Source organism: Gemmatimonas groenlandica, assembly GCF_013004105.1.
Taxonomy (GTDB): Bacteria; Gemmatimonadota; Gemmatimonadetes; order Gemmatimonadales; family Gemmatimonadaceae; genus Gemmatimonas; species Gemmatimonas groenlandica.
In genome coordinates this window covers 1781100-1793753 of sequence record NZ_CP053085.1, presented here as the reverse complement: position 1 = coordinate 1793753, position 12654 = coordinate 1781100, and the positions used below count along the sequence as shown (strand labels likewise).

Sequence of the window (12654 nt, the reverse complement as noted above, 5' to 3'; positions counted from 1 at the left end):
GTAGGCCAGGGTCGCCCACGAGCTCGCCTATTGCGCGGCGGCTCCACAGCTGGCTGGCGGCGTTGAGTCGTTGGGGAAGCGAGCTACGCACGCGGCAATGTCACGCGCCATACGCGACAGCGCGGCATCCAATTCGGTCACCAGGCCCGCGTAGTCTCCCACCCGCCACGAGCCACCGCGTTCGTCGGTCGTGCCACGCATCAGTAGTGCCCCGTTGCCTGGACTGATGATGTCCCAGCTGGCCAGCAGATGAATGCGGCCCTGAGTGGCGGCCGAGTCGGCGATCCCCTCGAAGCGAGACACATGCAGTTGTACGAGGAAATCGTGACGCGCACCGATCTGCCACGGCGCAACGTGTACGGCACGCACCGACGGCGCGCCGGCGAGATTCGCCGCCACCACGCGATTGATGCCTTCGCTGAGATCCTCGCCCCACCGGTGAAATTCCGACACGACCACCTCGTTCGCGCCGCGTCGGATGATGATCGCAGGTACGGCCAGGTAAGCCGCCAGATCGATTCGGCGTAGCGCAAGCGTGCGGCCGGCGCGAACCTCTGCCGTCGACGTTGGCGGCGCTCCGCTCAACACGAACTGCTGCAGTCGCGGCGACTGTCTCGACAGTTTGAAGCACGCCGACAGCGGAAGCAGGGCGGCCAGCACCATCAGACAAGACGAACGAACACGCATGTTCATGGGAGTTTCTCGGGCGGCTTTTTGCCGCGGATCATCATGTCGGGATTCTGTTCGAGCGATCGGATCAACACACGGAGTGCATCCGCGGCATCACGCAGACTCGTCAGGGCGCCGGTCAGCGCGTAGCCGGGGCCCGTGTCCGCCGACAGCAAGCCGTGTGTGTCGTCGAGCGTCTTTCGCAGTGCCTGCAGCGTTGCGATCGCCTCCGTGGACGCTCCGGTGATCTGGGTCTGCATGGGGTCGATCGCTACGGTGGCCCGAGTCGCCAGCTTCTCGGCCTCGGCCAGCGTGCGGTTCAGCTGGGCCGTGGCTTCCGGCATCTGGCGCAGCGTGGCCCGAAGCTCCGGCGTGCTCACAAGCTCCTGCACGGCCTTCGCCGACTGCACGACGGCGGCGTTGATCTCGCGCATGTTCACGTCTCTGAGCATCCCGTTCACGCGATTGAGAATCTTCATCATCTCGGAGAGCAGGCTCCCGGCACCGCCACCGATCGCGGCCATCAGCGATGGCGTGGTCGGAATCTCTGGCCACTCGGTGGCGCGCGGCTCGAGTTGAGGCGGTGTCGAGTCCTGGCGATAGCTGAGCTCGAGATAGAGCACGCCCGTGACTAGACTCTCCATCTGTAACTGCGCGCGAAGCCCCTTCTTGATCTGCTCCTTGAGCACCAACGTATCGGCGAGGTTTACGTATGTGCCGCGCGGTGTCGTCAATCGTGGAACGTCGATCTCGTACTCCACCGGCACTTGAAAGGACTCGTCGCGCTGGTCGATCTGAATGTTGATGCCGGTGACGCTGCCCACGGGAACGCCCTGAAACTTCACGGGAGCGCCGTTCTCCAGGCCGTTGACCGACTCGGGGAAGAAGCTGATGAAGGTTGTGCGATCCTGAAACCACGTCGCGGACGCAAGGATGACCGTTCCGACGACGGCGAGTACGAGCGCGCCGAGCAGAAAGAGGCCGATGGCAGTGGGGTTGGCGCGTTGACTCATGGAAGGCCGTCGCTGCTACGGGTGAGGAATCGGTGCACTTCCTCACTGGGTGGATTGTCGCGGAGTTCCGCCGGCGGACCGAGCGCCGTCATGGTCTTCTGCTCGATGTCGAGGAACAGCGCGCGGTCGGCGATGCGGAAGATGCTGTCGAGGTCGTGGGTCACCACGACAATGGTGGTGCCGAAGCTCGCCTTCAGTTCGAGAATGAGGTCGTCCAGGCGACTGGCGCTGATCGGATCGAGACCTGATGACGGCTCGTCGAAGAAGAGCACCGCCGGATCGAGAGCCATCGCACGCGCGAGTGCAGCGCGCTTTCGCATCCCGCCGCTGATGGCCGCGGGGTAGTAGTCTTCAAAGCCACGAAGCCCGACCAACGCCAATTTGAGCGACACCACTTCGGCGATCGTCTGCTGATCGAGCGCGGTAAACTCGTCGAGCGGAAGGGCGATGTTTTCGGCGAGCGTGAGACCGCTCCAGAGTGCACCGTTCTGGTACAGGACGCCGAATCGTCGGAGCACACGCTTTCGTGCGTCATCATCCGTGAGGTCGAACGTCTCGCCTTCAAAGCGAATCGAGCCCTTCGCCGGCTCCTTGAGGCCAATCAAGTGCTTTAGCAGCGTGCTCTTGCCGCTGCCGCTGCCGCCCATCAGCACGAACACTTCTCCCCGTGCAACGGAGAACGTGAGGTCGCTCATAATGACGCGATCCCCGTACATCATGGTCAGGTCGACCACTTCGATCGCTGGGGGTGTCATATGTCGAGCAGCGCGGCAAGCCAGTCGACTACCGCGTTCGCCAGAATGATCAGGGTGATGCCAAGCACGACCGCCGACGTCGCGGCGCGCCCGACGGCGCTCGCGTCCGAACCGCCTTGCAACCCCTTCATGCAACCGGCTACCGCGATGAGCAGGCCGTAGATGGTGCCTTTGAAGACGCCGAAGACCGCATCAGAGAGCGTGACGGCGGACAGCAGTCCACTCATGAATTGCTTGAAGGAGAGATCGAGCAATGTCGCAGACACGAGCATTCCACCAGTGATGCCCACCACGTCGGCGTAGATCGTGAGCAGCGGCATCATGGCGAAGAGGCCGAGGAAGCGCGGCAGTACCAGATGTTCGATGGGCGATACGCCGAAGGTGACATACGCATCGATCTCCTCCGTGATCTTCATGCTGCCTAGCTCAGCCGCAAACGCTGCACCGGTGCGACCGGCGATAATGATCCCTGTCATCAGTGCGGCCATTTCCCGCAGCATCCCAAAGCCAACCAGGTAGGAGACGTAGTAGCCGGCACCGAACCGTTTGAGCACGACTACACCCAGAAACGCAATGATCACGCCGACGAGCAGCGCGATGAGCGTGACGATCGGCAGTGCACCGGAACTGTTCGTCTGTATCACCACCCAGAACTCGCGCCAACGCATATGCACGCGTCGCGTGGGAAGACCGGCGAGTGCGATGGCGATCTCACCGGTGAAACGGATGGCACTGCGGACGTCGCTCCATATGCCAAGTGCGGCTTCGCCGATGCGTGCCACGAGCGAGCTGCGATCCGGTTCTTTCGCTTGGGACCGCTCAGGTACCGCATGCGCAAGCGCGAGCAGCCGCGGAACCTGCTCGGGCAGCGATGATGGGCCGAGCTCGAGGGAGTGCTCCTCGCAAAACGACTGGACCTGCATCAGAAAGATCAGCAAGCTGCTGTCCCATTCGCCGAGCTCAGCGGCGTCGAATGAGACGGAACGTATAGCCTCACTTGCTGCCGTTGAGCGTGCGACAAGATCCGGGAAGCGAGGCACGGATTTCTCCAGCGACCAGACGCCGCCGAGCGCAACCACGAGCGCATCGCCCTCGCGGTGCAGCTGGGCGAGCGCAGCGGTCGTGCCATTCACCTCCGTTCTGCTCATGCCGTCCCTCGCCGCTCGCGTGATCGAATTGCCAGGCCGGACTGCCCGGATCGGAATACTCGTCACAAAGCAGAGAGCAAGTTGCGGACCGAGTTCTAGCGTGCAGCGTCACGGCATGCATCCTGCCGCTGACACGACGTCACGTGCAACAGCCGAAGCGTATTCAGCCAGAAACGTCGAGTTCGCCGCACGACATGATCCGTGTTCGTGGCGCTCGCGAGCACAATTTGCGGAACGTGGACGTTGACATTCCTCGAGAGGCGCTCGTGGTGTTCTCGGGCGTATCCGGTTCGGGGAAGTCGTCACTCGCCTTCGGTACGGTGTTCGCGGAAGCACAGCGACGCTTTCTCGACTCCGTCGCGCCCTATGCGCGCCGCTTGTTCGATCAGATTGGCGTGCCCGATGTTGATACGATCGATGGCCTACCGCCAGCCGTGGCCCTCCGACAGCAACGCGGCACGCCAAGCGTACGGTCGAGTGTCGGCAGTGTCACGACGATCTCGAACCTGCTTCGCCTGCTCTATTCGCGAGCGGGTCACTATCCAGCGCGACAGCCGCGTCTGCATGCCGAAGACTTTTCGCCGAATACGCCTCAGGGAGCGTGTTCGCGGTGCCATGGCCTCGGCACTGTGTACGATGTGACGGAAGAGTTCATGGTGCCGGACGCCTCACTCACTATACGCGAGCGGGCGGTGGCCGCGTGGCCGACCGCGTGGCAGGGGCAGAATCTCCGTGACATTCTGGTCACACTGGGGCATTCGATCGATACGCCCTGGCGCGAGCTGCCCAAACGCACACGGCAGTGGATTCTGTATACCGACGATCAGCCGACCGTTCCCGTCTTTGCGGGCTTCTCCAGCGACGAAGTACTCGCCGCGCGCAAGCGAAAGCTGGAGCCCAGCTACATGGGCACGTTCATCGGTGCCCGAAAGTATGTGCTGAAGACCTTCGCGACGACGCAGAGTGCCCTCATGAAGAAGCGTGTGTCGCAGTTCTTGACGGGAGTCCGTTGCCCGCTCTGCAAGGGGCGTCGCCTGAAGAAGGCCGCGCTGTCGGTCACGTTTGCCGGCAAGGACATTGGCAGCTTGTCGCAACTCTCGTTCAAGGCACTGGTGGAAGTGCTCGAGCAGACGGCTCGCCCGTCGGCGGGTCACGGTGAACGGGCGTCCGCTGAAAATCGGATCGTAGCCGAACGCATCGTAGCGGATATCCTCGTACGCGTCGTGACGCTTCAGTCGCTCGGGCTTGGGTATCTGACGCTGGAGCGTTCCACGACGACGCTGTCGGCCGGCGAGCTACAACGATTGCGGCTTGCGACGCAAATCCGATCCAATCTGTTTGGCGTGCTTTACGTGCTCGACGAACCGACGGCAGGATTGCACCCCGCCGACAATCAGGCGCTATTCGCCGCACTTGATGATCTCAAAGCGGCCGGCAACTCGGTGTGTGTGGTCGAGCATGATCTTGAAATGATGGAGCGCGCCGACTGGCTGATCGATGTCGGTCCCGATGGCGGAACAGGCGGTGGTCGCATCCTCTACAGCGGACCACCGGAGGGTCTGCAGCACATCGCGGCCTCTCGGACCGCGCCCTATCTCTTCGGCCACGGTGCGGCGCCGGCTCGTCGCCGGCGCGAACCGACACGTTGGCTGGAGCTGCGTGACGTCACGCGCAATACGCTCCGCCGACTCACCGTACGCATTCCGCTCGGCGCGCTGACGATGGTGACGGGCATCTCCGGCTCCGGCAAGTCGAGTCTCGTGAGTCAGGCACTGGTCGACGTGGTTGCCGAGCATCTCGGTCATGTCGCGCCTGATGTGCAGTCGGACGTTCCCGACGAACCGTCGATGCGCACGCCGTCGCGCGGTCGTATCGCTGCCGGCGGAGACGGCGTTCGTCGACTCGTTACCGTCGATCAGCGTCCTATCGGCCGGACGCCACGCTCGAACCTTGCCACGTACACGGGACTGTTCGACCACGTACGCCACTTGTTCGCAGGGACGCGTGCGGCGCGTGCCAAGCGGTACACTGCCGGTCGGTTTTCCTTCAACATGAAAGCCGGACGGTGCGCGACATGTGAAGGTGAGGGATCGGTGCATGTGGAGCTGATATTTCTCTCGACGGTCTATGCGCCCTGTCCAACGTGTCATGGCACACGGTACAATCCGGCGACGCTGTTGGTGACCTGGAATGGCAAGAGCATTGCTGAGGTGCTCGCGCTTACCGTCGCCGAGGCAGTTCAATTCTTCGAGCACGAGGCGAACATCATGCGTACCCTGTTGCTGCTTCAGGCGATCGGCTTGGACTATCTCCGGCTTGGCCAACCGGCCACCGAACTGTCCGGGGGTGAGGCGCAACGGATCAAGCTTGCCTCGGAGCTGCAGCGTTCCGCTCGCCGCGATACGCTGTACGTCCTCGATGAGCCGACGACGGGATTACACCCCTATGACGCGGATCGACTCCTCACACAGTTGCAACGGCTCGTCGACCAAGGCAACACCGTGGTGGTCGTTGAGCATGACATGCGCGTCGTTGCCACGAGCGACTGGGTGATCGACATGGGCCCGGGCGCCGGCGACGCCGGTGGACAGATCGTCGCGTCCGGTCCTCCCGAGTCGCTGCGTCTGCGTGCGGACAGTCGTACCGCACCCTATCTGATGCAATGGCTCGACAACGCGGCGACGTCCGCTGTGCCACGTACAGCTCAGCTGCGACACGATGCGCGATAATGTCTCGCCGCTCGCAGAGCAGCAACGAAGGCATCTCGCTTGGATGCAGCGGGCGCTGGCACAGGCCCGATTGGCCATTGAACGCGGTGAAGCGCCAATCGGGTGTGTGCTGTATCGCGATGACGGAACCATGATTGCCGAAGCACACAACACGATGATGAGCAGCGGCATCGTGACGGCGCACGCCGAAATGAATGCGTTTGCGGCCGCTGGGCGGGGTATCGCACCCGGTGTCCGCGTGATCATGGTCTCTACGCTCGAGCCGTGCGTCATGTGCACCGGCGCAGCGATGCAGGCTGGCGTCGTCAAGATTGTTTACGCATTGCCGGCGCCGGCGGATGCCGGCACCGGTCGTGTGCGTCCACCCGAAAGCCCTGGGTCCACGGCTCCTGACATCGTCGGTCGGGTGGGCGCGGATGACAGCCGCGCGCTCTTTGAGCAGTGGCTCACGCTACACGCCGGCGACGAGTCGCGGCGCGATCAACGGGAGTTCGTGGAGCAGCTCCTGGCGCTCACGGACAACGACGACCGCGTCGGCCCTCTCGCGCAAAAGTCCTCGCCTAGCGGGTGACGGGTGGTGTCATGGTCTTCGCCATATGCGGATTCTCCCGATGCGGGCGCACTTCGACCGCGATGGCGAAGCTCGGTGCCTGCGCCGCGCAGCGCGCCGGCCTTCATGAGGGCGCCCGCGAACGCGTCGTATGCGTTCCAGTAGGCGTCAGAACTGTTGGTATCGCTACGCCGTGCTAAGTCTTTGGGTCGCTCGAAGATCAGGATGGTGAACTGGGGTGTCGTGTCGACGGCCGGCAGTTGCGCCGCTAGTTGGGTCGTCACGGGAGACAGCAGGACGACGGAGAGCAGGACGACGGCCATGGACGCCAGCGCGCGGAGCCGGGACGAGGGTACGATTGGGAACGACATGTGAGCCTCGAGCGTGTGTATACGGGAGCAACGCGGATCGTCGCCCTGTCACCGATGTCGTTTGACCGGCGGCCCAAACGACATCAGTCAGCGGCGCATCATTCGGATCGCCCGGCCACGCTCAGACTGGAGCTCACTATGCAGTACGCTGTCCTCGTCTATGAAACCCCCGCCGACCTCGCCGAGCGCGAGGATCCCTCGAAAGCGGCCTCGTATTGGGCCGCCTACACGGCGTACTCACGATCTCTGGTCGAGGCGGGTGTGGCCGCTGGCGGCGCCGGTTTGCATCCGCCTGCCATGGCCACGACCGTCCGACTGCGGGACGGCAAGCGACATGTGCAGGACGGACCATTTGCCGATACCAAGGAACTGCTGGGTGGCCTCTTCATCATCGACGTTCCCGATCTTGGCATCGCGCTCGAATGGGCGGCACGGTGTCCGTCGGCGGCGACGGGATCGGTTGAAGTGCGTCCGATGCTGCCGCCTCCGCCGACGCTGTGAGCTTATCGTCGGTCACGCAGGCCGTTGAGCGGGCCGCCCGGGATTCGTACGGGCGGCTCGTGGCCATGCTTGCCTCCCGCACGCGCGATGTCGCGTCGGCGGAGGACGCGCTGTCCGATGCCTTTCTCTCGGCGCTCCGTCAGTGGCCTATCGAAGGAATTCCTGGCAACCCGGAGTCGTGGCTATTGGCCGTGGCCAGACGACGTCGCGTGGACGACGCGCGTCGCGATGCGGTGCGCGAGAAGATGGAGCCCGAGCTCGCGTACGCCGCTGCCCTCGCCGCGCATCGCAGGGACGACCCATCCACGGGCGGGAACGGTTCGGTCAGCGGGGCGTCGCTCCCCGATCGACGAGCGGAGTTGTTGTTCGCGTGCGCCGATCCCGCGATCGACCCCACGATTCACACGCCACTGATGCTGCAAGTGGTCCTTGGACTCGAGGCGGAGCAGGTGGCGAGTGCGTTCCTGAGTTCTCCCGCCGCCATGTCGCAGCGCCTCGTGCGTGCGAAGCGCAAGATCCGCGACGCCGGGATCGCCTTCAATATCCCCGATGCGCACGAGCGGCCGGCACGATTGGACGCGGTGCTCGAGGCGCTCTACGGCGCCTTCGGCACCGCGTGGGACCAGATCGATGGCAGCGCCCCCGGGGGGCGCGAGGCGAGATTCGAGTTGCGAGATGAGGTAGTGCACCTGGCGACCATCGTGCACGAGGCCATGCCAGACGAGCCTGAAGCGGCCGGACTGCTGGCGTTGTTTCTCTATTGTCGCTCGCGTGACTCGGCGCGCCGCAGTGTGGCAGGGGAGTACGTCCCGCTTTCCTCGCAAACGCGCGAGCGCATTGACGGCGTGTCGATCGATCGCGCCGAGCGGTTACTCCGCACAGCGGCAACGCATCGTCGCCCCGGTCGCTTTCAGTTGGAGGCGGCGATACAGTCGGCACATCTCTCAGCCCACGTTGGGCGCGCGGCAACCCCCGACGAAATTGCAGGACTGTACGACGCGTTGGTGGGGATCGCGCCGACGGTCGGGGCGTACGTCAACCGTGCGGCGGCGTATGCGCGCGCATTCGGCCCGGCGGTGGGCCTGCGCGAGGCGGACGCCCTACCGCTCGAGGCGGTCAAGGTGCATCAGCCGTGGTGGGCGCTGCGCGCACATCTGCTTCGTGAACTGGGGCGGGTCGACGACGCGGATGTGGCCCGCGAGCGGGCGGCGTCGCTCACCGAGGATCCGGCGGTGCGCGCATTCCTGCGTCGCCAGGACCAATAGCGCTCGGCCCTCGCGAATGGCCCGTTGGGATTTCAGCGGTTGCGTAGCAAAAGCCGGTGCGATTCTGCACATTTCCGGCACGGTCCGTTCACGGTTGCCTCAACGACGTGTGGTCATTCATGTTGTCGTGCCGACGCGCAGCCCTTGGCAGCGTTTTGTTCGCGATTCTCGCCTGCGACACCGAGCACCCGCGCGCGCTTCGCGTCGGCGACGCGGTGCCGCGCGCGCCGAGTTCGAACTCTTTTAGCGGCGTGGCGCGCTCGCTACTGAGTCGGGGCGCGATGCCGCGCGTCGACTTGGCGCCCTGGACCGTCAGCACGACGGACTTTGGAATCGGTGAAGATGCGCAAGCACGCGCATTCATCGCCGATAGCACCGTCGTCGCCGTCGTCGGACACGCCGGCAGCCGTTCAACGCTCATGGTCGAGCCGCTGTATCGCGAGGCGGGTATGCCACTGATCGTGCCCACCGCCACGGCGCGTGCGCTGCGGGACGTCAGCGGCAGTGTGTTCATGCTCGCTCCACCCGACGACCTGATCGGCGCGTTTTTGGTCGACGAAGCCATGGTGCGTCTCCACGCGCGCCGGTTGGGCATGCTGTACGTGGCCGATCCGTACGGAGACGGGATTCACGACGGCGTGCAGGCGCGGCTGCGAGAACGGGGGGACTCGATCGTTGGTGCCGCGGCGCTCTCCGGCCGTGAATGTGAAGTCGACGCGCTCTCGATGGATGCCATCGTGAAGGCGTTCCTACTACGGGCAAATCCGGACGCCGTGATCGTGGCCCTTCCGCAGCAGGACGCGTGGTGTGCTGTTCGCGCCATCGCGCGTGAGGCGCCATCCACGAGCATCCTGACGACTGACAGTTTTGTGCTGCATCCCGACTGGCCGCTGAGTCGCGATGAGCGCACGAACATGTACACGCTCCTGTTTTGGGAACCGGGCGCCGACTCCGTGTCTCAGGCGTTCGTCGCGCATTCCCGATCGATTCTCGGACGCGATCCGGAACCCAGTCACGCGCTCGAGTACGACGGCTTCCAGCTCGTCGCGGCCGCAGTGCGAGACGGGGCTAGCACCCGTGACGAGGTCACGGCGTGGTTGCGCCAACTCGGCACCCCTGGGCATCCCGCATTTCATGGCATCAGCGGACCGATCGACTTTCTCCGCCCGCGTACATCGGTGTTGCGACTGCGGTCGCTGCGCGATTCCACCCCCCGTCAATGACGACGGCAGCTCCAGCGTCAACGCCGGCGACGCCTCATCAACCGCGCCGGGCGCTGAGCATTCGCGCCACGATCATTGCCATCGCCGGCGTGGCATTCGGATGTATTGTGTTCGCCGCCATCGCCCTGGCATTCCGCGTGGTCCCCAGCGCCGAACGATTGGCACGACGGGGCGCGGCGGCGCGAGACGATTACTCCGCGCGCAGTACACTCGCGGCGCAGCTCGATTCGACCATGAGCGATATCTGGCGACTGCTCCGCGTTGCCAAGGTGGCGCGCATTCCCGCCGATTCGATCGATGCCCGACGCGCACGTCTTGAAACCATCGCGCGGGCGGCGAGCAGATCTGCGCCGCGTGGCGCGGACCTCGGCACCTCGTTGGAATTCGGGATGGGCCTCGAACGCGCGGACGCCGCTATGCTGCGCGTTACCGCCTCGATGCTGGGGTCGATCGGTGCGCTGGAGGCTGGTGATCTGCCGCTCGCCGACCGACTCATGAGTCGCGCCGACTCGCTCGATGCGCCGTTGAACGCGCGTCTCAACGAGGTCACGCAGGTGGCGCTTTCCGACCTTGCCCGCCACGAGCGTGAGCTCGAGCGCGAGACGCGCTTCGCGACGCGGCTGCTACTGGGATGGCTCTTGGTTTGTGTGCTGGCGGGCCCGATTCTGTGGCGGCTCCTGCAGCGGCGACTGATGCAGCCGCTCTCCACGTTCGATACGGCACTGGATCGCGTGGAAGCGGGCGATCTCGACGTGGAGCTGCCCATCGCCTACGACGACGAACTGGGACGGCTCGGGGCGCACTTCAATCGCACCACGCAGGTGCTGCGTGCGCAGCGGGCCGAGGGGGAACGGGCCGCCGTGCAGAGCGCGTTGGAAGCCAGCGATTTGCGCTATCAGGAGGCGTTCGAAAAGGCTGCAGTCGGCCTGGCCGAAGTCGGGCTCGACGGCTCGTTTCTGCGAGTGAATCGCGCTATCGGTCACTTGCTCGGCCTTGAGCCATCCGAAATCATTGGACGGTCGTCTTCCGAGTTCTCGCATCCGGAAGACCATAACGCGCGAGCGTCGACTTGGCCGCGCGTAATCGTCGGCGACGCGAGTGTCGGCCGTGTGGAACGCCGATATCTCCGCCGCGACGGAACGGTCCGAATCACGCAGGTGACGGCCACCCTCGTCCGTGATGCGGACGGCGCACCGCGACACGTGCTTGCGGTCGTGAATGACATCACCGATCAGCGCCGACTGGAACGTGAGGTGACGCAGTCAACCAAGCTCGAAGCCGTCGGTCAGCTGGCGGGAGGCGTCGCGCATGATTTCAACAACTTGCTGGCCGGCATCATCGGATACGCCGAATTGCTGGAGGAGAATCCGTCGCTCGCGACTGCCGTACGAGATGATGCTGCCAGCATCAAGCGCGCGGCACTCAAGGGAGCGGACCTTTCACGGAGCCTTCTGACCCTCGCGCGCCGCAACACCCGGCGGGATGAACTGTTCGAACTCGAGTCCATGGTCCGCGAGACGGTCGACCTGGCCAGGCGGACGTTCGACCGCCGCGTCGAGATCGAGCTGACGGCGCAGGACGCGCCGACCATTCGGGGCGACCGGTCGCTGCTGTCGAATGCGCTGCTCAACCTGGCGGTCAACGCACGCGACGCGATGCCCGATGGTGGAGCGCTGCACATCCGAACGCAGCTCGCGCCGCTTGACGAGGCATTTCGCACGCAGCATGCGCTGCCGACCGACGTTCCGATCGTTTCGATCTCGGTGTCGGACACCGGCGTGGGGATGAGCGATGCGGTACTGGAGCATGTGTTCGAGCCGTTCTTTACGACCAAGGCACCAGACAAGGGCACGGGACTTGGGCTCGCCATGGTCTACGGCACGGTGAAGGATCATCGTGGTGCCATCACGATTTCCTCGGCTGAGGGCGAAGGGACCACGGTGACGATGTACCTCCCCTGCGCCTCGGACGTGGTGAGCGCGCTGGTTCCGCGCTCCCAGCCCGCCATGGCGCGTACGCGCTTTCGGGTATTGGTGGTGGACGACGAACTGCTCGTGCGCAACGTGGCGAAACGGTTGCTTGAACGTCTGGGGTACGACGTGGAAACAGCCGTCGACGGAGTCGCCGCGATCGAGCGGCTCGACGTGGACGATCCGGGTGTCGACCTTGTGATCGTCGATGGCAATATGCCGCGACTGAATGGCATTGAAACGGCCCGCCGCATTCATGCCCGTCATCCCGCGCTCGCGATGCTTTTCGCGACCGGGCACTTCGAACCCGCCGAACGAGAGGATCTGGCGGCGCTCGGGTTTCGGGATCGGATCGAAAAGCCGTTTTCCCTCGAGGCATTCGCTGAGACGGTGGCGCGCTGCCTCGAGCCGCGCGGCGGTTGACGTGTTGTAGGTTTTGCGCACCGTGTCGATACTTGGA

Annotated in this window: 10 protein-coding genes; 6 read left to right on the top strand and 4 right to left on the bottom strand. The window is 64.5% G+C overall.

All coding sequences use genetic code 11. The annotated features are described in order from the left end of the window. Positions 1–27 precede the first annotated feature (27 nt). From HKW67_RS07580 to HKW67_RS07565, 4 genes are read right to left on the bottom strand one after another with little or no spacing between them, the layout of a single operon-like run. On the bottom strand, positions 28–693 hold the full coding sequence (locus HKW67_RS07580; protein WP_171224804.1) for a PqiC family protein: 666 nt from the start codon (positions 691–693) through the stop codon (positions 28–30). Continuing rightward, positions 690–1682, bottom strand: a complete 993-nt coding sequence (locus HKW67_RS07575) for an MlaD family protein (RefSeq protein ID WP_171224803.1) — start codon at positions 1680–1682, stop codon at positions 690–692. The genes HKW67_RS07580 and HKW67_RS07575 overlap by 4 nt, the downstream gene beginning before the upstream one ends. Then, entirely contained in the window at positions 1679–2437 is a 759-nt protein-coding gene (locus HKW67_RS07570; protein WP_171224802.1) for an ABC transporter ATP-binding protein, read from the bottom strand. The genes HKW67_RS07575 and HKW67_RS07570 overlap by 4 nt, the downstream gene beginning before the upstream one ends. Continuing rightward, positions 2434–3585, bottom strand: coding sequence for an MlaE family ABC transporter permease (locus HKW67_RS07565; protein ID WP_171224801.1), 1152 nt, complete (start codon positions 3583–3585; stop codon positions 2434–2436). Before HKW67_RS07565 ends, HKW67_RS07570 begins: the two co-directional genes overlap by 4 nt. A 194-nt stretch (positions 3586–3779) precedes the next feature. On the opposite strand from HKW67_RS07565, the gene HKW67_RS07560 reads away from it, so the two are divergent. The 6 genes from HKW67_RS07560 to HKW67_RS07535 all read left to right on the top strand — a co-directional run bounded on the left by HKW67_RS07560 (position 3780) and on the right by HKW67_RS07535 (position 12617). After that, positions 3780–6314, top strand: a complete 2535-nt coding sequence (locus HKW67_RS07560) for an excinuclease ABC subunit UvrA (RefSeq protein WP_171224800.1) — start codon at positions 3780–3782, stop codon at positions 6312–6314. After that, entirely contained in the window at positions 6304–6885 is a 582-nt protein-coding gene (locus HKW67_RS07555; protein WP_171224799.1) for a nucleoside deaminase, read from the top strand. Before HKW67_RS07560 ends, HKW67_RS07555 begins: the two co-directional genes overlap by 11 nt. Positions 6886–7373: 488 nt before the next feature. Further along, positions 7374–7736 carry a YciI family protein gene (locus tag HKW67_RS07550; protein ID WP_171224798.1) on the top strand — a complete coding sequence of 121 codons (363 nt, stop codon included), beginning with the start codon at positions 7374–7376 and terminating at the stop codon, positions 7734–7736. Further along, positions 7733–9001, top strand: a complete 1269-nt coding sequence (locus HKW67_RS07545) for an RNA polymerase sigma factor (protein WP_206044642.1) — start codon at positions 7733–7735, stop codon at positions 8999–9001. Before HKW67_RS07550 ends, HKW67_RS07545 begins: the two co-directional genes overlap by 4 nt. Positions 9002–9282: 281 nt before the next feature. After that, positions 9283–10224, top strand: coding sequence for an ABC transporter substrate-binding protein (locus HKW67_RS07540; RefSeq protein WP_171224797.1), 942 nt, complete (start codon positions 9283–9285; stop codon positions 10222–10224). Further along, positions 10221–12617, top strand: coding sequence for a hybrid sensor histidine kinase/response regulator (locus HKW67_RS07535; RefSeq protein WP_171224796.1), 2397 nt, complete (start codon positions 10221–10223; stop codon positions 12615–12617). Before HKW67_RS07540 ends, HKW67_RS07535 begins: the two co-directional genes overlap by 4 nt. Positions 12618–12654 lie beyond the last annotated feature (37 nt).